We start from the raw sequence: 23,535 nt of genomic DNA, 5'->3' as shown, positions 1-23,535 counted from the left end.
CGGTTTCTTTAGCAAACACGTTTTTATGATACCCCGATTTCCCCTATCAGGTCAAGGAACTGTTACCTTTTGGGACCGCTTCCACACGTTTTTTGGAAGCGCTCCCAAATGAGAGAAGCTGGCCGCTGGCCTGCCATGGACCCGTCGTCACGGCGACCGGTCTTCGCCCTCTTCCGGCCCGGCTCCTTGGCCCCGCCGCACGGCGAGCCCCGCGCTCAGGCCCGCCCCGAGCAGGGCGATGCCCGCCAGGACGCCAAAGAGAAGCGAGGGGCCCGTAATCTGCAGCAGTCCCCCGGACAGGGCCGCCCCCGCCGCCCCAATGCCGAAGACGGCGAGGTACGTGTAGCCGTAGGAGAGCCCACGCGTGTCGGGCGGGGTATACTCGGCCACCGTGGCCTGGTAGAGCGGCTGCACCAGGAACAGCAGGAAGCCCAGGCCCGCGCTCGCGATGAGTAGCGCGCCGGTCCCCCACCCCGCCACTGGCAAAAAAACGGCGGCCACCGCGGCCAGCAACCCCAGCGCGCCGGCGAGGATCCACTCCGTCCCCGCCCGGTCCGACAGGCGCCCGCCTACGTACTGCCCCGCGATGCCCACCGTTAGGAGGCCGGCGTAGACGTACCGGCCCGCCGACACGTCGATCGGCAGGTCGACCGCCACCAACGGCGTGAGCAGGTCCGGCAAGAAGGTGAGCATGCCGCGGTAGTACAGCCCCGACAGGGCCACGAGCACAAACACCCCCGCAAATCCCGACGCGAAGAGCTGTCGGGTCTGCCGCCACAACGCCGTGCGACGCGCACTCTCCGCCGGGGCCGCCGACGTGCCGTCCCCCGTCGCGCCGTGGGCGCCCACAGCCGCACTCTCGTCGACGGACGCCCGCCACGCCGCGGCCGCCGCGACGAGGGCGGGCAGGCCAAGTAGGACGGCCACCGTCGCCCAGTCGAACGCGAGCAGCAGGAGGGCCGTGACGAGTGGCCCGCCCGCAATGCCCACGTTGCCTGCGATCCCGTGGTAGGCCAGCGCCCGCCCTCGCTGCCGCACCCCCGTACTGATGAGGGCGAGCCCGGCGGGGTGGTACACGCTGGCCGCCGCCCCCCACGCCAGCAGTGCCGCCCCGAGGCCCCATAGCCCCGGAAGAAGCCCCAGCAGCACGAACGCCGCCCCCATCCCCGCGAGGCCGCCGGCAATGAGCCGCCGCGATCCGAAGCGGTCCACGAGAATGCCGCTCGGCAGCGCGCCGGCCCCAAACAAAAAGTATCCGGCCCCCACGACGGCCCCGAGGGTCGCTTCCGCAATCCCCAGCTCTGCGAGCCAGACGGTCATGAAGATCGGGATCGACAACTCGTAGGTGTGGACCAGTCCGTGACCCGTCGTCACGAGCGCGATGATGGAGCGGTCGTTGGCGTTCATGGAAGGGTCGGTGCGGGATGGAGGGGTCGGGCAAGGAGCAGTCCAGCCGTGGATTGAGCGCCTCATATTTCCCATTGCGTCTTTCGTCCCCCCTTGCGATCCCCCACACGCGATTCCCCGCACGAAGTGCGCTCCTATCCCCGAAGCTGCCGAAGGACGGGCATCTCCTCCAGGTCCGCCTCCGAAAGGGCCGTCCAGTCGATGCCCGTCGGCGGCGCGGGCGAATCCGTAGCCTCGATCGTCTCCTCCGGAGTGACAATCTGGGAGAGCGGCAGGTCGTGCGGGTCGGTCGGGACCGACGCGACGCATTGGAGGGAGTGTACCGTCGTGGCCACCGGAACCGGATCATGCCCGAGCTCCCGAAGAATTGCGTACTCGAGGTCGCTGTACCCCTCGCCCTTCCCGCAGCGATGCCCTTCCCGCGTCACGGCCACCGAGCCGGTCACAATTGCATCAAGTTGCGGGAGGTTGTTGAGGGCCACCGGCTCCGCCCAGCGGTCCATCTTCGAAAGACTCACGGCCGGCTTGATCTCATCGTCGGGAATCGACGTCGGGTCGAGCTGCTTGAACCCGCCGCGCAGGCGCGGCGTCGGCACAAACACGACGCACCCGCGCCGCAACGCCTCAATCCGTACGTGGCGCTGGGGAGCGTCGGGGTTGACCTTGAGGCGACGGGCCTCCGCCAGGGGCGGCTGCTCGAACAGTCGTTCGGCCGCGGCGGGCGCCCCCTCAAAATTGGGAATGCGGCCGTGCGGGGGAAATGGAAAGCGCGCGATTCCTTCGTTCTCCAGCGCATCCCATACGGCCTCTCGGGCCGCTGATTTGGTGTCGAACCGCGCGTCCATCGAGGCCATCCAGGATTGGTGGGAGAAGAGGCGAAGGTTCGGGTCGAGGTCGTACGCTCCCGGTCACGGGGCGTTCACGGCCCCACGATGGGACCCAAACAAGCAGGATATCATAAAGAGAGCCACATTCGGCTCAACTGTGCGTTCAATTGCCTCGAGCGTTCGTCACCAACCCAGTCCCCCGTCATGCTACACCGCCTTCTCATTCTTCTGGCTGCCGGGACGGTCGCCCTTCTCGCCCCCACGGCCGCTGCGCAATCCTCTAACATCGAGACGGTCGGAGGCTCAAATCCCGGGGAGGAAATGACCCTCACGATTACGCCCCACGTCCTGAACGACGACGTGTCGGCCCGGGCCGTCGGCATCGAAGGCCCGTCCGGCACCCGCTGGGCCCTCACCCTCATCGGCATCAGCCGGGCGGACTCCGTCGGGCTTTCTTTGGGGGACGAGGCTCTTCCCATCGAGGACATCAGCCGTCCCGGCGAGGACGAGGTGGGCCCTACTCGGGTGTACCTGTCGCAGAAGACGTTCCTGACGGTGGCCGAGCAGGACGGGGCCCGTCTCCAGGTAGGGGACGCGTCTGTGTCTCTCCCCGCCCCGATGCGTACCGACATGCAGCGGATCTTCGACGCCGTCCTGTGATCCATGCCCGGGCGCGGACAGACAGCTTCGCACATACCTGAATCTCGGCGCCTTCTTTTTGCCCCTGCCCCCTACGTACCGGGACGCAGGGCCACCCCGGTGTGGCCCGGGACCTCCAGAAGCAGTCCGGTCTCGTCCTGCTGGGGTCGGGCCGCGGCGCAGGGCCTCATGGTCGCGACGCAGCGCGATGAGGTCTCGGTAGGTCGCGAACAGATCGTCGTTGAAGGCCACTGGGTCGGCCGGTCGGTCGTGGCCGTACGGATGGTTGTCCTCCACATCGCAGGTTTTGTCGGGCCACACCATCGGCTTCCGGTCGTCGGGGTCGTAAGCGCCCCACATCCCGGCCTCGTCGCCGTGGTAGACCATCGGCGCGCCGACGTACGTCATTTGAAAGAGCACCGCGAGCCGCTGGAGGCGCCGCTCCGAGGCCGTGGGGGCCCGGACCTTGTAGTCCGGGTTCTGGCGCACGTCCACGATCGCACCGTTGTCGTAGTCGAACCGCTCCGGCTGGGCATAGCCCGTGTCGGCACGGTTCACGACCATGGTGGCGAGGCGGGGCGTGTCGTGCGACCCGATGAGGTTTTGCAGCCCCCGTCGCACCCGCGGCGGATAGGCCGCCCGGGGCTCGCGTAGCAGTTCGGCGAAGCGGGACAGCTCAATTGCGCGGTCGACGAGGAAGCCTTTCACGGGGCAGGCAAACCCGTGATAGTTCATCGTCGCCGAGAAGCCTCCCTTTTCGAAGCCTCCCTTTTCAAGGTATCCGGATGCGTCCTCCCACACCTCGGGCACCGTGTACGCCGCCGGGCTCAGATCACGGACGTGTGCATTCCACTCCTGCCAGAACCCCACCGGCACCTCCTCCGCCACGTCGAGCCGCCAGCCATCGACGCCGTCGGACGGGTCGCCATTGCCGTTCGGGTCCATCCACCGCTCGGTGGCGTCCAGAATGTACTGCTTCGGCCCGGACTGCAGGTTGGTCCCGGCCTCGTTGTTAGCAAACTCGGGGAGGGACGCCACGCCCCACCAGCCCGTATAGTCGAACTCGCTGGTGTCCGACATGGCGGGGTCGTCAAACGAACTGACCGCGTACCAGTCGGCGTAGCGGGACTCGGCTTGATCCTCGACGAGGTCCGCGAAGGCAAAAAAGTCGCGCCCCGTGTGGTTGAACACCCCGTCGATAATCACCCGCAGGTCACGGGCGTGGGCCTTCTCTACCAGCGCAAAGAACAGTGAGTCGGCCGCGGTCGTGCGCCAGGTAGACGGGTTCGTCGGATCCTCCTGGGCGATCAGCTGGCGGTCGCCCGACGGGTCTGGGCCGAAGTTGGGGTCGATATGGTGATAGCTCGACCCGTCGTACTTGTGGAGCGAGCGGGCGGAGAAGACCGGATTGAAGTAAAGTGCCGTCACGCCGAGGGAGTTAAGGTACGGCAGGCGGCCGATCACGCCCTGCAGGTCGCCGCCGTAGCGCCGGTCGTACACGCTGCCGTAGACCCCGCCCATCTCCGTCTCCCAGTCGGCCTGCTCGTACCAGTCGCGCGTCCAGCGCGTCGGATGACAGGAGGGTGGGACGTCCGCGACCGGACGCTGGAGCGTCTGCCGGGTGGGGTCGTTCGAGGGGTCGCCGTTGCGGAAGCACTCGGGAAAGATCTGGTACCAGACCGCGTCCTGCGCCTAGTCCGGCGTGCGCTCAGCAGGCGTCGTTGGAGAAGATCCCGATTCAGACTGACAACCCATGAGCCCGAGCGTCGACGCCACGACCGCCAGTGCGGTGGAGAAAGTCGTCTGATTGAATAAGTGAACCGCTCTCTCGGATGTGGATCGTGATAGGTCTCAGAGGTGGGTCACAATACCAGGAATGTGGTGCAACGGCCTGTGGACATACACATCAGGGACGCCCCGGTGGATCAGCGAAAACCATCACGGCAAAGCCATCGGTGGCCTCCCCGAAGTCATTGGTGGCCGTCACGGCAACGTCCGCCTCTCCACCCTCCTGCGGGATCACGCGCAGAAGGGCCTCAGACGTCTCGACCTGCACGACGCTCGAATCGGACGACGAAGCACTGTAGGACAGACTTGCCCCTGAGGGCGAGGAGAACACTGGGGAAAGGTCAATCTCAATGATTTTCCCGCCGGCTGTAGCGTCCTGATCCTGAATCTCATTTTCCACGCGGGGCGATTCATCGCCGTCGCCCGACGTTCCACCGCCATCGCAGCCCGTAGCTGCGAGCAAGAACATGAGCAAAAGAGGAAGCCCCCACTGAAGATGCACCGGACTCATTTGAGTGATCCCAGGCGAGCGCATAGCAGGTACGCAACAGGCGTGAGTGAAGAAGAAAAGAGAGGTGCTACCGAACGAACGTGACCCGTCTCGATCGCACTTTATCTCCAGCTTTCAGACGGAGAAAATAGACTCCGCTTGCCAGAGTCTGCCCCTCATCGTCTGGCGCCCACGTCACCGAGTATCGTCCTGGGCCCTGGTCCCCACGTGCAAGGGTCGCCACGCGGCGTCCCAGAACATCAAACACCGCGAGGCGCACTGACGATTGCTCCGGTACGTCGTATTCAATGGTGGTAGTGCTGCGGAAAGGATTGGGATAGTTCGGACGGAGCCGAACCTCATCGGGGGATAGGTCTCCTTTGTCTTCCGGGCCTTTTCCAATTCGGAGCCGTAGCCGCGTGGTGGATGTAGAGGGGGTCAGTTGGACCGTCTCGCCGGATCGAAATTCGTAAGTCTTCCCTGTTTCACGGTTAACCAGGATTGCGGGGCGATTGGTGAACGAGTCGAGCTGCAGGGCCCGCAGAGACACCTGCTGTTCTGCCTCGGTGGAGAGGCGGAGATCGAATGTGAGCTGTTCGGCCGATGCCGTATCCGATGCCAACGATTGGATGTAGGTGACAAAGCCCTCCTGCTTCGCATCAGTGGCCACCAGTTGCACGTCACTGAATGCAGTGCGAGGCGCGGAATGCTGGACCGACGCCCCTGTCTTCTTGTAGCCGAGTTGAACCGCAGACACGGCGCTGTCTCTCCGGGCCTGAAGTTGAAACGTCATCGCCTTCCGTACGCTCTGCACTTCCGACGGCAGGGCGGACTGGGCTGCCTTTCGATCGGCTACGCTACCGGGATACGGGATGGATAGTGAGTCCAGGTTGGTCTCATTTTTGAAGTAAAATGCCTCTCCTGTAGCTGCGGTCCGAAAGGTATCAGCAGTCACGAAGCTTCCGTTCTCCCATCGGTGCAGAGGAGCACTGATCTCGTTGCCGGCGCGCACACGGTCCCAGGACACTGTCAAGCCCAACGGGTTGCTGATGATATTCCACCCGTTATGCAGATCGATGTGGGTACGGCCGTTTCTTACCGACATGCTTGCCACCGAATCTTCGTAGGCGAACGAGCGCTCACTGAGAACCCAGAGCCCACGCCCCTGTCCCAGTGCAAACCGGTCGTCTTCAGCACTGTACCCTACCAGATAGTCTGAGTCTGAGCCATCGTCATGGAAGGCGCGCCAGGTGTCGCCAGGCGTTCCGAACGCTGCCTGAGAGAGGGGCACCCGCGTGGAACCGGGCACAGCCACGAGCTGGTAATTACTGCGGTCCGTCACCGTCCCAAACGACTGGTTAATGTCCACAGGAAGGCGGGAGGGCGGCGTGACAGTGCTGGGCACGAGCCCCTCTTCTGGATTCACCGCCGGGGGCTCGGACGTGTACACGCGGAACTCTCCGGGACGGAGTGGGACAGTTTTCGTGGTGTCCTGAATGCGGACGTCCTCGTTGGCAAAAACGTTGTACCAGGTGCCCGTCTGCGAAAACGTGACGTCGGCGTTCCGCTGCAGGAGCCCAAAGTTGCCCACCACCAGCGCGTCCATCGAGGGATGCGTGAGGCGGATAGACCGAATGCGTTCCCCGCTGCCCACCTGCATGTCGACCTGTGTCTCCGCACTTCGGAAGACCTCGTGGGCCTGCCGCAGGCGGAGGAGTGTGGACCAGGTCTTGTAGAGGCGTACGCGGTCGGGGTGGGTGTCGGGGTCGCGGTACTCCCAGCGGACGGGCTTAGGGCCGGTGCGTCCTGGGTCGCCGGAGTCGCAGGCGCCCTCGGCGTCGCCGTCCTCTTTCAGGCACTCGTCCTCTCCCCAGCCGTAGCCCAACTCGCCGAACTGCCACATCATGCGCGGGCCCGGTACAGTGAAGAAGAACGCCCCCACCAGCTTTTGGCGATTTAGGGCTGTCTTCAGGTCACGCGTACTGTAGCCGTTGCGCTCATTCCCGAAGGCCTTCTTGCGGCGCATAAGCCACTGCTCGTCGTGGCTCTCCATGTAAGTGAGGTTGCTGGGCTGGTCATATCCTGATCGGTTTCCATAGTAGGTAGTCGACAGACCGCTATTATCCTGGTACCCCATGTCGGCCTGGCTGTAGGGACGGTTCAAAGGTTCCCAGGTCATCATCCCGGCCGTGTTGCCGACTCCGCTGTACCCCCCAAGCGCATTTTCCTCGCTGGTGGACCCGAAGAATTCCAGAATCACATGGGTCTCCGGATGATCCGCCCATATCTCATCCGCCACGTCCTTCCAGCCGGCTCGGATTTTGTTCGAATAGTTCTGGTCGCTGATGGGGAGGCCATCGTCGGCTACGCACTTCGCGAGGTCGTAGCGGAAGCCGTCGACATTGAAATTCTCGATCCAGTAGTCGTTGGCCCGATCGATGTAGTTTTTAATAAACGGACTTTCGTGATTGAGCTCCTGGAAGAAGTCGTCACAGAAGCCCCGGTCCGCCGACGGATCTTCTCCCGGCTGCGGCTCCAAGAATGGGTTGTCAAGGTTCGCCCCGTACAGCTGCGAAAGGGGAGACTGTGCGGTAATGTGATTGTAGACCACGTCCATGAACACCGCAATGCCCCTTCGGTGTGCTTCCTCCACAAATTGCCGAAACCCGTCCGGCGTGCCGTACGATTTGTCGAGCGCCAAGTGGGCGTTTGGGTTGTACCCCCAGCTGTTGTTGCCTCCGAAATTCGCCACCGGCATGAGCTCCACGGCATTGACCCCCAGGGAGTCGAGGTAGTCGAGCGTATCGGCCAGTACTTGGTAGGAGCTTTGTTCGACAAAGTCCCGTACGAGGAGCTCGTATACGACCAGGTCCTCTCGCTCCGGCGGCTGAAAGTCCGGGTATGCAAACGACGGGTCCTGCTGCCCCGGCCGGATGACCGACACGAGGTTCTCGGTCTGGTCGTCGGGATAGGGCTCTAGGCCCGGATAGATGTCTCCACCGATGCCCTCATCCTGCGGCGTGCGGATTTTGTGCGCAAACGGGTCGGAGGTCCGAATCTCCCCGTCCACGAAGTACTGAAAATCATACTCTTCTTGGCCCGACAACGCCGAGGACGGTATCGTAATCCACCAGTGATCTCCATCCCGGTTCATGAAATAGTCCGCGTCGACCTCCCAGTTTGAGAAGTCGCCAATGGCGTAGACGAAGTTCTTGCCTGTCGCATACAGCGAGAGTGTGACGCTCCCGTCTGCATTGTAGGTGATGCCGTCGTTCTCCCCCGGCGCCCCCTGGATGTCGGACGGCCGTGCTACCTTCTCTACGGTGGGCGCCCGAATGATTCGGGTCTCGGCACTGTCGGTGAGCATGCTTCCGTCGGCGGTGGCCTCCGCTCTCACACGGATTTTGGATTTGCTCGGCGACGACGTATCCAAGGAGTAGGTGAGCGAGTCCTCCGCCGTCGAGGCCACCTGCGTACCGTCCACGAAGAGTTGGAGACCCGAGAAGGACTGAACGTTGGCCGTATCCGCCGACACAGTCACATCCACCGTACTATTCTGCGTGATGAATGGATAAAGCGGCGGGTTCGACTCGGGCGTCTGCACGAATGCCCGCAGTGAGGGATCGTCTCCTGCGTCGAACACATCCACGTAAATGTCACCGCTGCCTTCCGCCTTCCCTTCTCGGGATCCGTCGCCGTTTCGGAAGACCAGATTCAGGGTCTGGATACGCTCGTCGCCCCCCAAACTGCACTGCGTGCTGGTCTCCTGGTAATACGACCGGATGTCGTCAATCTCCAGCTTGTAGCGGTTCGGATCTCCTTCGATCGGGGCGAGGCGGGTATCTTTTCGGTTTCCGGCAAAGGCGTCCTCCGTCGGCCAATTGTTCTTCACGCACTTCCACTCCCCTTCAGGGTTCTGGTTGGTGGAGATGCCGGTGTGGGCGTAGATGTCCCCATCGTATCCCTCCAATCCCGCATCACCTGCCTCCGCGTTGAAGTAGAGCGTCACCGGCTGGTCGGTGCGGGGCGGACTCGGGGTCGTCTCCACGACCTGCCCAGCCGCGGACGGGGCCAGCAGCAGCGCGAAGCCGACGGCAAGAAGCGACCAAAGACGGGACATGCCGTGCGCAAACATGGGTGGTAAGGGATGTACAGAAACGTATGCTTCAAATGATGGAGGCGCACCAGCAGTCGAGCCAGTGCGCCTCCGATGCCGTCAGGCGAAGGAAAAGGTGAGCAATCAGCGACGCAGTGCTACTCCTTAGGCATGATCTTTACGTCGTCGAGGAGGAAAGTCCCGCGCGCATTGAAGCCAATGTTGTTGATTCCAGGATTCTGTAGCGCCGATGGGTCGCTCCCCAAGTCGCTCACAGGTATTTCGAACTTCTGCCAGCTTCCGTCGGACGCCGTCCGACTCACCGTACTGCCAAAGCCACCAGCTCCACCTGTGGTCTCGAGGAAAACCTCAATCTCGTCCGCTCCTTCTGTCTCGGTGCTACCCTTGGCTCGAAAGGAGACGACGTCATTGCCATCCACATCGAGGTAGAGTTGCCCGTAGTTGTATCCGAAGAAGCTCTCTCCGCTGATGCGACGAGAGGTCAGCCCATCGCTCTGTGCACTAATGGAGTCGGCCCCCATGGCGAAGCCGAAGGTATTACTTCCGAAAGGAGGGCCGTACGCGAGAGTTGTCCGTTCAAAGTCGTGAAATTCGGCCCGTCCCCCGACCCCGTCTTTCCCGAATACCAACTCATCGATGGCGTACGAGACATTTTGATCCGCCGCGAAGTTGACGCTTGTGAGAGGCCCATTTCCACCGGCTCTGGTTGCTACGGGATTGAATCCTTCGAAGAACTCGAACGGGATACCAATCTTAAGCCAATCTCCCCCAGCCGGGATTGGCAGTTCGAAATCGTAGCTGGCGGTGCCATCCTCCGTTTCCTCAGTCAAGGTAATGGTCAGGTTGAATGATGTCGCGGCAGGCCGTACCAGAAACGTGAAGACATCAGAGTCTGGAACGCTGATCCAACGCTGAATGGTGACGGATCCAGAACTGCTGCCGTCAATCTCCAAGAAGCGAACCCCGTTGCTTCCACTGGGCTGATTATCACCCTGAGAAAAGGAGCTGTTTGCGAGAGTTGTAGTCGTCCCACCTGACACTTCGATTTGCCGCTGCGACCCGGAGTACGCCTCAGTATCTACCTCATTTTCTCCGTACGTGTCGCTCGTCACATCTCCTTCGTAATCGGCAACGGTTGCGTAGCTGCTTTCAAAGTTTTGCTCCACCGCCAAAGTTGTGGTCGCGGCAACCGAAAGGGTGTCGGTGATAGTGTTGCCCTCTCTGGTGGTCCCTTGGATGCGCAACTCTTCTTGACGCAGGATCTCATCGAGACTTTCCGTGGCTAGACTCAACTGCCAGCTCCGCTCCCCTCCACGTGTCGCGTCGCCTTCTGTGGAGAGGGTTTCAACGGAGAGAATGTCGGAGGAGGCCTCCACCAGAGGGGGCTCAGAAAGTCCCTGGTAGCTCACAGTGAACTGTGGGCTCAAATCAGGCGTGACAGTTCTGGCCGTTGGGGTTATCATGTTCTCTTGGATGTCGAAGTCCTCCACCTCGGAGGGACTGTCCTCGAAGGTATCGCATCCCGCGAGTCCTCCCAATGAGAGAAGGAGAAGGCCGGTAAAAAGTACAGCAGAACGTCGCATATCAAACACAAGGGATAGGAAAAACTCAGTGTATAGCTCTCAATGCATGAGCGGGAGCCGAGTCATGAACCAAGCGTGGCGGTGCCCCTGGTCCTTCGGCGGCTACGGCTAATAGCCCGCATTTTGCTCCAGATTCGGGTTCACCTGCAGCTCAGACTCGGGGAGCGGGTATAGGGCTCGATAGTCCGGGATGGAGGCCCCTGCCTGGTCGTTGCCCTTCCAGGACCATGTGTATTCGCTTCCAGTGAACCGGCCGAAGCGAATCAGATCCGTCCGGCGTCGGGCCTCCCAGAAAAGCTCGCGCCCACGCTCCTGCAGCAGGAACGGCGTGCCCGACTGATCAAGGTCTTGCAGGTCCGAGGCCGCCACGTCGCGGCCCAGACCGGCTCGCTGCCGCAGATCATTTACCAAGGAGACGGCCCGACCAATATCGCCATTGCTGGCACCCCGTACGGTCGCCTCGGCATAGATGAGATAGGCCTCCGCGAGGCGGAACATCGGGTAGTCAGTGTCCGGGAAAGTAGGGTTGTCGCCTGCTTGGCCACTCGACGTCACGTTCTGGTATTTCGGTACTGCGTACCCATCCTGGAAGTCGAGCAGGTCGTCGACCTCAAGTGACTGTCCGTCGGTGAAAAAGATGCGCCGGTCATCACTGGTCTCTCCTCCGTAGAGATTCACCCCTTCTGGTGTGGTTCGGAGCCCATTGTAGCCGAAGTCGATACCGTAGTTGCTTGGCTCCATGTTGCCTCCCACAGCCGCGTGGGTCAGAAACTGCGTTCCTCCGTAATGCTGAGTGGACTCCCCATCATTCGGGATAGCAAAGACGACACCGTTGGCAGTGTGGTTGTCGGCCAGGAACAGGTCTTGATAGTTCGACTCAATGCTGAATGCATCTGATTCAATCACACGCCCAGCGTACTCCGCGGCACGGTTCATCGGGTCCTCGCCGACCACCTGCTGCGGATTGTCGAGATAAACCGGAGCGTTGAGATAGAGATTGGCGAGCACCATGCAGGCGGCCGCACGGTCAGCCCGGCCGTACGGAGCAGCACCGGTGGGCGAGAGGTTTTCTTCTCCCTCATCATCGGTGATGGCCAGGAGTTCGCTCTCCACAAACTCAAAGACCTCCTGACGCGTGTTGGCAGAGGGCGGCGCCCCCCCACGGGGCTGTTCCTGCGTCACCACCGGAATGCCGCCGAAGAGATCTGCCCCATGCCAGTAGCTAAGGGCGCGCAAAAACCGCGCTTCGGCACGCCACCTTGGCATTTTATTCTGCACCTCTGGGCTCACCCCACGCGAGTTGAGCTTCCCCGACGTGGACTCGCGCAAGAACTCGTTTATCTGCATCACCTGAAAAGAGATGCGGGCGTACATTGCCGAGAGAAAGCCGTTGGTTGGCCCCCAGTTGGTTTTCTGGAGGGTCTGTGGAGCGCCTCCAGCATCCTGGAAGGTAATCACCGCTTCATCGGTCGGAAGCTCCTGCATCTGCCACCAGAGCCGCACGTACTGAGAAAACCCCTCATCGATGCCTTCAATGTCGGCGTCTCCGGCCGGTCCCGACTGACCAGTCACATTCAGGCCAGCGTATAGCTTCCCAAGGTACGACTTGTAAGACCCATCGTCCTGAAAAATATTCTCTCCAGAGGCCAGGCCCTTCGGCTCCGTACCAACCTGGTCACAGCCAGAGAATCCAATCGCTACGGCGAATAGGAGTGTGAGTCCCAGGAAGGCTCGTCCAATCGTTGTCGTCATGGAAGTACGCATGGTAGTTAGTTCGGTATGGGAGATTTGAGAGACCAGTGGACTTGCCGTGACACTAAAGCCGGATGTTCAAACCAGCGGTCCAGGTGCGGGAACGCGGGTACACAGTGTCGTCGATGCCGACCCCCGAAGAATAAACCTCCGGGTCGGGACCACTATAACCAGTCAGCACGAGAGCATTGCTTACCCGACCGTAGATTCGCAGACGATCGACAGACGGTATTGACCGGACGGTATACCCAAGGGTCACGTTGTCGAGACGCAGGAACGAGGCATCCTCCACGTACTCATCGGAGAGGTACTGCGGGGATTCAAAGTTCGTCTCCAATACCGACTCATGTACGTTGGTTGGGACCTGGTTGGTGGCAATCCGGTCGTAGTTACCGAAGTTAGAGGCCACGTTGTTGTACACCTGCTGGCCGAGTTGCGCCCGCAGTGTGAGACTGAGGTCGAAGTTTTGATACCGCAGGTTGGACGTGTGCCCAAGGATGACGTCCGGACGTGGGTTGCCGGTAATCTGTCGGTCCTCCGCATTAATGTTGCCGTCAGCATTGACGTCCACGAACTGCGTGGTATCCATCGCGGCAGCCTCAGCCTCTGTGAGTGGTGAACCGTCACCGTCGCGCACATGCTCGTAGGTAAAGAAGGAGTTGATCGGTTCTCCTTCTTTCAGAACTTGGACCTGATTGCCGATGCCTCCACTGATGCCTCCGGTGAGAATCTGTTCGGCAGCCGTGCTGATGCTGAGCAGTTCGTTCTTGTTGTACGAAGCGTTGAACTGCGCGTCGTACGAGAAACTCTCCGAGTTTACTACGCTGCCATCGACGGAAAACTCCACCCCCTGATTGCGCATCTCACCGACGTTCGTAAGCACAAAGTTGCTGAGGTTCGAGAACCCAGCAGCGGTAGTGTTGAAGAGGAGATTATCAGTGTTCTTACGGTAGAACTCCAGAGATCCACTGATGCGACCATCCAGTAGCCCATAGTCGATTGCCGCATTGTAGGTCGTCGTCTCCTCCCACTGAATCGTCTGATCGGCAGCGCGTGGTCGAATAGTCGTGGTAGCACCATCGCCAAAGAGTGCCTGGGCACGACGCCCACCTGTGGTGTAAAATGGCGCGTAGTTAAAGTCTCCAATCTCTTGGTTGCCGGAGGTGCCAGCGGAAAGTCGAATTTTCAGCGTCGAGATCGAGGAAATGTCCTCCATGAACGGTTCTTGATGAACACGCCATCCAATGGCCGCAGACGGAAATGTCCCCCATCGGTTAGTAGGGCCGAACTTTGAGGAGCCATCTCGTCGTACCGTGGCCGTCAGGAGATATTTCTCTTGAAACGTGTAGTTGACACGAGCGAAGACCGATATCAGTCGGCTCGGGATCTCCGAGACAGTCGGACTCACCTGACTGAGCGAATCTGCCTGGAGCACGTCCGTCCGATTTGATCCGTAGATGTTTGTGCTTAGCCCGTTGACACTGTACTCCGGATACTCCTCGTTGAACTCTTGCCAGGAGTAGCCGAGCGTTCCCTCGACACTGCTGCTGATCTGGTCGATGTCACGATTGTAATCGAAAAATGCGTTGACTCGCGTATTTAGCTGCCGGAAATTGGCGCGTGTCACTGAGCCTGGGAAGGTGCTTTCAGCCTGTCCCTTCAAGAACGTGGGCGCGAAGAACTCTCGCTCGCCCGTCGTGATGTCGGCTCCTACGTTGGCCCGCAAGCTCAATCCGGTGAGGAATGGCACTCGGTACTCAGCCTCGACGTTACCGAGGCCGCGGAAGGTCTCACCGCTATTCTGTTCGTAGACGTATGAGGAAACTGGGTTATTCTCCGGCAGGGAGTTTTCCCACTCGAAGAACCCGCCGAATGGGCTTCCAGGATCGCGGACCGGTTGTGTGGGGTCGAAACTAGCAGCGTTGCCGACCATCGATCCAGGCTCGAAGTCGTCAGTGGTTTTTGAGCCTTTTAGGTTGGTCCGTACCGTCAGAACGTTGTCCAGCAGGTCCTGATTGTAGTTCAGCGAGAGGTTCAACCGCTCAGTTGATGACGATTGGAGAATACCCTCCTCATCGAGGTAGCTGAGGGAGAGCCGAACATCGGAGTCCTCATACCCCCGTGAGAAGCTCAGAGAGTGATTCTGCCCCAGAGCCGTGCGCTGCACCAGATCTTGCCAGTCGGTGCTTGTATCTCCAAGGCGAGAAGATACGCTAGGAGCCTCTCGACGCACCACGCTGCGGAAACGCGTGGGACCGAGCATGTCGATCTGATCGGTCACGCTGCTCGACGAGATTGAGCCGCTGTAGCTGACAGTCGCCTCTCCCTCTTCAGCGTTTTTGGTCTCAATTAAAATCACACCGTTCGCACCACGCGAGCCGTAGATAGCCGTAGCGGAAGCGTCCTTCAGCACTGTGATGTTCGCGATGTCATTCGGACTCAGAAAGTTCAGTGGGTTGCGCTGAGCCGTATTCCCGTCGTTGGTAATGGGCACCCCATCGATCACGAAGAGAGGACGGCTGCTCGCATTTACCGACGAAGGTCCCCGAATACGGATGAAGGAGCCAGCTCCCGGAGCTCCGCTGCTTGAAGAGATTTGCACCCCAGACACCTTTCCAGAAATGAGCTTTTCAGGACTTACATTGGATGACTCGTTGAAGTCGGCCGCGTCAACCCTATCGACTGAACCTGTCACGTCCCCGGCCTGCTGCTCGCCGTATCCAACAACAACCAACTCGTCAATCTGCTGCGCGGCCGGGGCAAGGGCCACATCGATCGTCGTACGGCCCGCAATGGCCACGGTCTGTGCCCGGAAGCCCACGAAGGAGAAGCGCAGCGAGTCCGCATCTGCGGGGACGCGCAGCGAGTACTGGCCCTGGGCGCCGGTGGCCGTCCCGACAGTGGTCCCGGGAACAGACACATTGGCCCCCGGAAGCGGCGCAGCGTCATCGGCGCTGGTGACCGTACCATTGATCGTCTGCCGGTCTTGTGCCTGAACCGCCCCCACGCAGAGGGCCATGCCCAAAAGCACGAGCGTCAGGATCGAGTGTCGGTATTGCATAGGTCAGATTGCTGTGTCGATGATTTAGAATCGGATCGGGAACCGCTTCGTAGGGCGGCACTTGACGTGCGCTGCGAAGGCCATCGCACGGCATCATGCGGTGTCCCCTTGCTCTCATGCCCTGCTGAGAAAGCGCTTACATGCAGAAAATAAATAGTGAACGCCTCTTTTCACTGGTCCTCCAGCATGAATCCGGGCAAGGCCCCTTCGGACTCGGGGCGCTTCCCGCATGTCCGGCGAACGACGAGTTCCGGGGCAAATACGGTGCTTGAGACCGGGGCCGAGTCGGCGTTCTCGATGCGTCGAAGCAGGGTTCGCGTCGATCGGGCCCCCATCGTGTGGGCGGGCTGGCGAAGCGTCGTGAGGCCGGCACACCGGCTCAGCTCGAGATCGTCGAACCCGACGATCGCGAGATCCTCCGGCACGCGAAGATCTTTCTCCCGGACTGCCTGCATCGCTCCCAGGGCCTGCATGTCCGACGCGGCGAATACCGCGTCCGGTCGGGGCTCGCGTTCAAGAAGGGCTTTCATAGCTCGGTACCCGCCTTTCTCGGAGAACGCAAACGGCCGCTCGTCACTCGCGGCGATCAGTTTATCTCGCACCATCCGGTCGTCGTCCCGGAGCGCCTGCTCGTAGCCCTCACGGCGGTAGCGAGCAGGGGGGGGATCGTACTCGACGGTAATGTGCCCGATGCGCTCATACCCTATGTCAATCAGGTGCTGCGTCGCCTTGTACCCCCCGTCTCGACTGTCCACCGCGAACGATTCGAACCGTGAATGCTCGCCGTCTACGAGGACGACCGCCCGGCTGGTCTCCGCTAGTCGATCGGCCCACTCGTCCGTCAGCGGCATCGAGAGCAAGAGGATGCCGTCGTTTCGGCCCGGCTGGAGAGCCCGGGCCATGTAGGTGTTCAGGGACTCCGGATCGGGCTGCTCGTGGATGCGATCCTGCGGGTTCGCCGGCGCATGCACCATAAGGTCCATGCTCCGGTCCGCAAGGGCGTGTTGAATGCCCCGCATCACGTGCATGTAAAAGTAATTTGCCACCACCGGCGCCACGACGGCGATCTGGTTCGTGTGCTGTCGCGCCAGGTTCTGCGCCGAGGCGTGAGGACGATAGTTTAGGGCCGCCGCCGCGTCGAGCACATGCTGCCGCGTGTCTTCACTCACCCCGGATTCGTCGTTGAAGACCCGGGACACCGTCGCCGTCGACACGTCTGCCCGCTCCGCTATGTCATAGATGGTAGTCGACACAAGTAGGTAGAGCGGAGGCGCGACGAATTTCTGTTACGTAAGCGCTTACACGGTAACACCAGGGTAATACAATGTCAAGTCGAAGCGCTTCTACGATTCTGTGGACAGCGCCCAGGTTGTCTAGTTTTTCGAGGGCATGACCACGGCCTTACTCCGGCGCGTTTGACTCGCCGACCGCCCCGTGCGTGTACTTCTCAAACACATCCAGTGCGGGAAGGGCGTTGCCCGCATCGTCAAACATTCCGCGGGAGCGAATGGGGCCTTTCATCACGGCGGGCTCCCACCAAAGAATGCCCTTGATCTGACGGCTCGGGACGCTCAGGAGCGTCTCGTGCACCGAACGCAGAAATTCGCGCTGTCCTTCTGGGGTCTCTGGGTAGGGCGCCGGGACGTTCTGGTACTCGCTGGGCCGCCAGTTGTAGGCCGTCTCGACGAGGACGATGTCCTTGTCGTAGTTGTCGGTGAGCGACAATAAATTCTCCCGCAGTTTCAGCAGGTTGCCGTGCCACCAGGGGTAGTAGGACAGCCCAATGAAGTCGTATCCGATGTTGTAAGAGTTGAACGTATCGTAGTACGCTCTGGCCCCAGCGGCATCGGCCCCCTGATCGTAGTGAGCATGATGAGGGGCCGTGGCGCCTGGCCGCGCCCGGCATCCACGCCGTCGACCCCAGCCTTCACGAGCGCCGCGAACTGGTCCCAGTGGTCCGGCAATTTGCCAGTGGGCCAGAGCATGCCGTTCCGGGTCTCGTTCCCGATCTGGACCATTTCCGGCATTACGCCGGCCTCGCGGAAGGCCGTGATGGTACGCCGGGTGTATTCGTAGACCGAATCAGCTAGAACCTCGGGGGAGAGCCCCTCCCAGGCGGCAGGAATGGGCTGCTTGCCCGGATCAGCCCAGCTATCGGCGTAATGATAGTCGAGCAGAAACCTGCCCCCCCGCTCCTGGGCCGCCTTGGCGAGGTCGATTGTGTAGTCGAGGTCGTTGGGCAGCTCATCGGGCGAGTGAAAAAGGCGCAGCCGAACCCAGTCGTACCCGTGCTCCCGGAAGATTTGAAGACCGGGCTTCGCCGTTCCCTGTTCCCGGAACGTGGTGCCCTGCTGCTCCGCCGCTTTTAAAAACGACAGGTCCACGCCCACCGCGTAGGTGAGGTCCGGGGCCCGCAGGGAGTCGGACGGCTGTCCCGGCGCGGCGGGGGCGCCAAAAAGGCTCCCCAGAAGGCCAACGACGATGCTGACTACTAGACGGGCGCTGAGACGCATGAGGCGGAGGGGCCGCCGGGGCGGCCGCTGTGTCCAGAAGAACGGGGACGGTCTTCTCTACCTCCCGAAATCCTTTCGGGAAGAGAAATGAGTCGCAATTCTACCGCCCACGCCCAGAACGGTGTTCTTTGCCTGTCCATAGACCCGTTCTTCTTGCGTCCCTTCCTCGCCCTTCCTACTTTCTCGTAACCGCTTACATTCAGCGGTCGCGAAACACCACGGCTTCTTGTAGACGCTCCTACGTTTCTTCAAGCCCATTCCGCCTCATGTCCCCCGACTTTCCCCTCGCAACCCTAGACCTGGCCATCATTGTCGGGTATTTCGCCGTCGTCGGGATCATTGGGTACATCGTGGCCCAGCGCATCGAGAGCGGAGAGGACCTTTTTCTCGCCGGGCGCACACTCGCGTGGGGCACCATCGGGTTCTCGCTCTTCGCGTCGAACATTTCGAGCACGACCTTGATCGGGCTTGCCGGCGATGCCTACCGGACGGGCATCGCGGTGTCGAACTACGAGTGGATGGCCGGGGTGGTGCTCGTGTTTATCGCCGTCTTCTTCGTCCCCTTCTTTATCCGGTCGGGCCTCACGACCATTCCGGAATACCTAGAAAAGCGGTTCGACGCCCGCTCCCGGAAGTACTTTTCAGGTCTCACGATCTTTACGAGCGTCATTATCGACACCGCAGGGGGCATCTACGCGGGCACCGTGGTGCTGCGCACGTTCTTTCCGGAGTTGCCGTTCGTGCCTACGGCCCTCGCCCTGGCCATCGTCGCGGGGGTGTACACGGCAGCGGGCGGCCTCGCGGCGGTCGTCTATACCGACATCTTGCAGGCCATCATCCTGCTCGTCGGCTCCACGTTCATCGCCGGCATCACGTTTGCCGAATTCGACTTCTCGTGGGCGAAGGCCACCGCGCAGTTGCCGGAGAACCACCTCTCGCTTATGCGACCGATGGACGCAGAGGGACTGCCCTGGCTCGGCACGCTGATAGGGGTTCCCATTCTCGGCTTCTACTATTGGGGCCTCAATCAGTACATCGTGCAGCGCATTCTGGGCGGGCGCGACCTGAACCACGCCCGGTGGGGCGCCATGCTCGGGGGCTTCTTGAAGCTTTTGCCCCTCTTCATCATGGTGCTGCCCGGGGCGTTCGCGCTGCAGTTGTACCCGGATCTCGGCAATCCCGATCAGGTCTTCCCCACACTCGTGACGGACCTGCTGCCGGTGGGCGTCGTGGGGATCGTCATGGCCGGGCTCATCGCCGCCATCATGTCCACCATCGACTCCACACTTAACTCGGCCTCCACCCTCATCACGATCGACTTTATCAAGCCGCGGCGGGAGAATCTCTCGCCCGAGGAAACCGGACGCGTCGGACGCATCGCGACGATCGTGCTCATGCTGCTGGCGGCGGCCTGGGCGCCCATGATTCGCTACTTTCCAGGCCTCTGGAGCTACATCCAGTCCGTGCTTTCGTACCTGGTGCCGCCGGTCGTGGCCATTTTCCTCCTCGGTGTATTCTGGCCACGCACGAACGGGAATGGCGCATTCGCCACCCTGATTGGCGGCCACGCGCTCTCACTGACCGTCTTTGTGTTGAGCCAGATGGGCGTCATCGAGTTGCACTTCACGATCATTGCCGGCATCCTTACGGCCCTCTGCATCGGCATGCTCGTGGTCACCTCCCTCACCCTGGGCGACGCCCCCCCCGAGGAGAAAGTCGACGACCTCACCTGGGCGAACCGCGTATTTGAGACGGGCCCCGCAATGGCCTGGCACAAGAACTACCGGGTCCACGCGGCGGCCGTGCTCGGCCTGACGGCAGTGATGCTCGTCGTTTTTTGGTAGTGGCCGTCGTCCCTTTCGCCCTCTCACCTTCCGAGGCAGGCCGCAAGGCACGGGGACGCGATTGGCCTTTGCGTCCGCCTGGACGCATTCTGGGGGAGTGGACTGTGCCGACACTTCCGGCAGCAGACGTGGCTGTCGAGAATGCGGACCGTCCATGCCGTTCATCACTAGCTCTAACCTCGGATGTCGGCCTTATTCTGCCGCGAGCCCTTTCCATTGCGCAACTCCAATACCGACAGTGTGGGCATCGGTGTGGGTCATAGAGCAGAAAAGAGCAGGCTCAGGTAGCACAGAGCGCATCTGTGGCGCGCATTCGGTAGCTGAGAAACCCGCAGGCATCGATCCAAGACACTCCGTTCCAGAGGGCGGACAAGACAGAACGTCGGAGACTGCTCTGCCTGGCTCGTTATCACCGTCGTGACGAAAGTGACGACCCCTCGTCAGAAAAGTCAAGAAAGTAACTGTCAGATTATCTGAACTGGTCGACCCCCTGGAGCAAACGGCAGGTAGTCTCACCACCCCGATTAGGAGTCCCTCGTTCTGGGCGTCCCGTCTCCGTTCTCGCTCCGTGCTCCTTTAGCCTCCGGAAGCCGCACAGTGAATCGGCTCCCCTCTCCCTCACTGGTGTCCACCTGAACCGCTCCGTTCATCTCCTCGATCGCGCGCTTCGTCACCGCAAGCCCCACCCCAGTGCCTTCGTACTTGCGGCCAAATCCCTCGGAGGCTTGCCGGAACGGCTCGAAAAGATCATGGACCGCTTCCGACTCCATCCCGATGCCCGTGTCCTCTACTTCTAGCACCGCGCGTCCCTCCTCCTTGTAGCTCCGAACCCAAACGATTCCGTCGGTCTCAGTGTACTTGATCGCGTTGGAAAGTAGATTTCGCGCGACGATCCGCACACCCCCCTCGTCGGCTTCCGCCCAGACGTTCTCCGTCTCCATCCGAAGGTCGATGTTTTTCTCTCGTGCCTTCGAGCTCAGCTCGTCGGCGGCCCGCTGGGCCTCGGTGGTGAGGGCAACCGGCTCGGCCCCAAGCTCCATTTGCCCGGCCTCCAATTTCGAAAGGTTGAGCACCCCCTCAAGCGTATCGAGCAGTCGCTTCCCTCCCCGTTCAATCCGGTCGGCAAAGTCGGGCAGCGGGCACCCTGTCGGCAGGTCGAGTTCGCTGGCCTCCGTGCCCGCCACCTCGGCAAACCCGATGATCGAGGTCAGGGGCGTCCGGATCTCATGGCTCATGTTCGCGAGAAGGGCCGACTTCATCTGGCTCGCCTCTTCGGCCTCCTCCTTCGCTTCGCGCAGATCCGCCTCCCGATCCAACCGGTTGAGAACGAGGGCGGCGTAGCCCGACAGCACCTCAATCAGGCGAAGATTGAATGCGTCGAAGGCCTCCACCTCTGTTTTGCCGACCACCACAACGCCCCGCTTTCCGATGGGCACCGCCGCGGCGGTGCGAAGCGCCCCGTACTTCACGTCGTTGTCCAGAGAGTTTATATCGTCGATCACGACCGTATCGCCGGCCTGCAGGGCCCGGGCGGAAAGACTGTCTCCGTCTTTCGGCCGGCACTCAGGGGGCGGCACGCCCAGCGCGGGTTTGGCCGTGGTTCGGTCCGGCACGATGCGCTCACCATCCACGAACTCTGTGTTTCGGAGGGGATAGTCGAAGATGTTCTCGAGCAGCGCGTGGATGCGCGTGGAGACCGACTCAGGCTCCTCGGCGGTGAGCAGGCGCTGGGTTGCCTCGTAGAGGGCCTCAATCTTGTCCTGGCGTTCCCGAAGGGTCTGCTCCTGTCCAAGTTGGTCGATCACCACTGCTGCGTAGTTTCCGAGCACGTCAATCAGGTGCCGATCGAACGGCCGGATTGCCTGCGGTTCCTGAGAAGCAACCGCGAGGGTGCCGTGCCCCTCTACCGGCACCACGACTCCGGATCGCAGATTGCCGTAGTAGTCTGGGGGATCGATCCCAATGTCTTCATCCTCAACCTCTTCTTCTACATCTCTGATCACGAGGGTCTCACCGGATCGATACACCTCAGAGATAGGATTGTCACCGTCTACACTGAGATCGGGACGCTCGGGCATGAATTCGAAGTTTGTCTCGGACACCTCACCCACCACCAGGCGTCCCTCTTGGGCGAAGCGCACCGCCACGGCTTGGTACCCGAGGGCCGTCCGTATGAGCCGGACGAGAACCCTGCCAACCGCCTCTTTACTGGTGGCCCGAATGAGGCGATCGGCCGTCTTGTAGAGGGCCTCGATCTTGTCTTGTCGCTCGCGGAGGATTCGTTCGCGCCGCTTTTGATCCGTCACGTTGGTCGCGTGCCCCACAATCTGCTGTACGCCCCCCTCCATAGTCACCGGCGCAATTCGGGTCTGCCAGTAGGTGATCTCTCCGTCGAAGGGAACTTTCTCCTCGTACTGGATCGCCTCCCCCCGACGGACGCACTTCCTGCACTTCTCTTCCATGAGGCCGCCAAACTTTTCCCCGTAGATGTCCCGCGGAGATCGCCCACGGACCCCTTCCTCCGTGCGTCCAAACTTCTCCTCGTAGGCCGGATTGACACGCCTGAGGTGAAACTCTTCGTCCGCCTCCTGTACATCAAGAAGAAAGAGCGGCTCCTGGGCGTTCTGGAACAGCGTCTCGGTCTGCCGAAGCCGCCGCTCCCGCTCTTTTCGCTCACTGATGTCTCGACCAATGCCGACCACCTGTCGGCCGCCCTCCGGGTGATCGAGGGAACTCGCCACAAACTCGTAGAGAACCGTCGTTCCGTCCCGGCACAGAAGCGGAATTTCGACCCGCGTACTGTCGGCCGAAAAGGCCTCCGTGATCTTGTCCGCCAGTCGGTCCTGCTTGCTCGCGGGCACAAAATCGAAGGCGGTCATCTCCGCAATCTCCTCGTCCGAGTAGCCGGTCACCTCGGACAGACGATCATTCCACCGTTGAGACTGAGCCTCCTCGTCGAGCGCGAAGAAGATGTCGTCGATGTCGTCGAGGAGGCGATCGGTGTAGTCCCGGTATAGCTCGAGCGTCCGCCGGCTTCGTTCCCGCTCCGTCACGTCGCGGGCCGACACGACGAGTGCCTCCACCTGCTCGTCGCCCTTTTCTCCGCTCTTGGTGACGGGGCGGATCGTTCCCTCGACCCAGTATTTGCGGCCCTGTGCGTTGGTCGACGTCGTTTCGTACTTCACGTACTCCCCCTCGGCGGCTCGTTGAACCCACCGGCGAACGGTCTCCCGGTCTTCTTCTCGCCACCATGGGGTTTCCCAGATCGGGCTTCCGATGACCGTCTCCCGGTCCTCCTCGATGTAACGAAGGGCCGTCGCATTGGCGTCCAGGAGCGTCCCGTCAACGTCAAGGGCACCAACCATCATGTTGGGGTCCTCAAGAATGGCCTGGAACCGATGGGACATCTCCTTCCGCTGCCGGGTGAGGCGCTTCTGAGCATCGGCCTGGCGGCGTCGCTCCAGCTTCTCGCTAATCATCTGGCCTACATCTTCAAGCTGGCGTCTCTGGGACT

General features: G+C 61.4%; 12 protein-coding genes and 1 pseudogene. 1 reads left to right on the top strand and 12 read right to left on the bottom strand.

Going from position 1 to position 23,535, the window contains the following annotated elements; genetic code table 11:
* Positions 1–147: 147 nt before the first annotated feature.
* The 11 genes and pseudogenes from OJB03_RS01515 to OJB03_RS15700 form a co-directional block, all read right to left on the bottom strand.
* Positions 148–1,407, bottom strand: coding sequence for an MFS transporter (locus OJB03_RS01515; RefSeq protein WP_263784633.1), 1,260 nt, complete (start codon positions 1,405–1,407; stop codon positions 148–150).
* 134 nt (positions 1,408–1,541) lie between these two features.
* Positions 1,542–2,252 carry a 5-formyltetrahydrofolate cyclo-ligase gene (locus tag OJB03_RS01510; RefSeq protein WP_263784631.1) on the bottom strand — a complete coding sequence of 237 codons (711 nt, stop codon included), beginning with the start codon at positions 2,250–2,252 and terminating at the stop codon, positions 1,542–1,544.
* A 285-nt stretch (positions 2,253–2,537) separates the two neighbouring features.
* Positions 2,538–4,541 carry a glycoside hydrolase family 13 protein gene (locus OJB03_RS01505; protein ID WP_480919087.1) on the bottom strand — a complete coding sequence of 668 codons (2,004 nt, stop codon included), beginning with the start codon at positions 4,539–4,541 and terminating at the stop codon, positions 2,538–2,540.
* Between the two features lie 238 nt (positions 4,542–4,779).
* Positions 4,780–5,196 carry a hypothetical protein gene (locus OJB03_RS01500; RefSeq protein WP_263784627.1) on the bottom strand — a complete coding sequence of 139 codons (417 nt, stop codon included), beginning with the start codon at positions 5,194–5,196 and terminating at the stop codon, positions 4,780–4,782.
* A 43-nt stretch (positions 5,197–5,239) separates the two neighbouring features.
* Positions 5,240–9,271, bottom strand: a complete 4,032-nt coding sequence (locus OJB03_RS01495) for an alpha-amylase family glycosyl hydrolase (protein ID WP_263784626.1) — start codon at positions 9,269–9,271, stop codon at positions 5,240–5,242.
* Positions 9,272–9,405: 134 nt separating this feature from the next.
* The gene (locus OJB03_RS01490) at positions 9,406–10,860 is read right to left on the bottom strand and encodes a hypothetical protein (protein ID WP_263784624.1); all 1,455 of its coding nucleotides are present in this window, start codon (positions 10,858–10,860) and stop codon (positions 9,406–9,408) included.
* Positions 10,861–10,959: 99 nt separating this feature from the next.
* Positions 10,960–12,603: a RagB/SusD family nutrient uptake outer membrane protein gene (locus OJB03_RS01485; RefSeq protein WP_263784621.1), complete on the bottom strand. Its 1,644-nt coding sequence runs from the start codon at positions 12,601–12,603 to the stop codon at positions 10,960–10,962.
* Between the two features lie 64 nt (positions 12,604–12,667).
* Positions 12,668–15,664, bottom strand: a complete 2,997-nt coding sequence (locus OJB03_RS01480) for a SusC/RagA family TonB-linked outer membrane protein (protein WP_263784618.1) — start codon at positions 15,662–15,664, stop codon at positions 12,668–12,670.
* A gap of 170 nt (positions 15,665–15,834) precedes the next feature.
* The gene (locus OJB03_RS01475) at positions 15,835–16,917 is read right to left on the bottom strand and encodes a LacI family DNA-binding transcriptional regulator (RefSeq protein WP_263784615.1); all 1,083 of its coding nucleotides are present in this window, start codon (positions 16,915–16,917) and stop codon (positions 15,835–15,837) included.
* 148 nt (positions 16,918–17,065) lie between these two features.
* Positions 17,066–17,617: a glycosyl hydrolase 53 family protein gene (locus OJB03_RS15705; protein ID WP_423816353.1), complete on the bottom strand. Its 552-nt coding sequence runs from the start codon at positions 17,615–17,617 to the stop codon at positions 17,066–17,068.
* A pseudogene (locus tag OJB03_RS15700) lies at positions 17,593–18,177 on the bottom strand (glycosyl hydrolase 53 family protein); the annotation flags it as partial. The gene OJB03_RS15705 and the pseudogene OJB03_RS15700, both read right to left, overlap by 25 nt.
* Before the next feature lie 266 nt (positions 18,178–18,443).
* On the opposite strand from OJB03_RS15700, the gene OJB03_RS01465 reads away from it, so the two are divergent.
* A complete protein-coding gene (locus OJB03_RS01465) occupies positions 18,444–20,021 on the top strand; it encodes a sodium:solute symporter (protein WP_263784613.1) in 1,578 nt (525 codons plus the stop codon).
* Positions 20,022–20,545: 524 nt separating this feature from the next.
* On the opposite strand, the gene OJB03_RS01460 is transcribed toward OJB03_RS01465, so the two are convergent.
* Positions 20,546–23,500 carry a PAS domain S-box protein gene (locus tag OJB03_RS01460; RefSeq protein WP_263784612.1) on the bottom strand — a complete coding sequence of 985 codons (2,955 nt, stop codon included), beginning with the start codon at positions 23,498–23,500 and terminating at the stop codon, positions 20,546–20,548.
* Positions 23,501–23,535 lie beyond the last annotated feature (35 nt).

This window comes from Salinibacter grassmerensis, assembly GCF_947077765.1.
In the GTDB taxonomy this organism is placed as follows: Bacteria; Bacteroidota; Rhodothermia; order Rhodothermales; family Salinibacteraceae; genus Salinibacter; species Salinibacter grassmerensis.
Note: the sequence above shows the minus strand (reverse complement) of the source record. Positions and strands in the feature narration are given on the sequence as shown.

Excerpts from the sequence above, each read along its gene's own strand:
- OJB03_RS01465 (WP_263784613.1), top strand. The coding sequence starts at position 18,444 with ATGTCCCCCGACTTTCCCCTCGCAACCCTAGACCTGGCCATCATTGTC.
- OJB03_RS01515 (WP_263784633.1), bottom strand. The coding sequence starts at position 1,407 with ATGAACGCCAACGACCGCTCCATCATCGCGCTCGTGACGACGGGTCAC.
- OJB03_RS01495 (WP_263784626.1), bottom strand. The coding sequence starts at position 9,271 with ATGTCCCGTCTTTGGTCGCTTCTTGCCGTCGGCTTCGCGCTGCTGCTG.
- OJB03_RS01460 (WP_263784612.1), bottom strand. The coding sequence starts at position 23,500 with ATGATTAGCGAGAAGCTGGAGCGACGCCGCCAGGCCGATGCTCAGAAG.
- OJB03_RS01500 (WP_263784627.1), bottom strand. The coding sequence starts at position 5,196 with ATGCGCTCGCCTGGGATCACTCAAATGAGTCCGGTGCATCTTCAGTGG.
- OJB03_RS01480 (WP_263784618.1), bottom strand. The coding sequence starts at position 15,664 with ATGCAATACCGACACTCGATCCTGACGCTCGTGCTTTTGGGCATGGCC.
- OJB03_RS01485 (WP_263784621.1), bottom strand. The coding sequence starts at position 12,603 with ATGACGACAACGATTGGACGAGCCTTCCTGGGACTCACACTCCTATTC.
- OJB03_RS01510 (WP_263784631.1), bottom strand. The coding sequence starts at position 2,252 with ATGGACGCGCGGTTCGACACCAAATCAGCGGCCCGAGAGGCCGTATGG.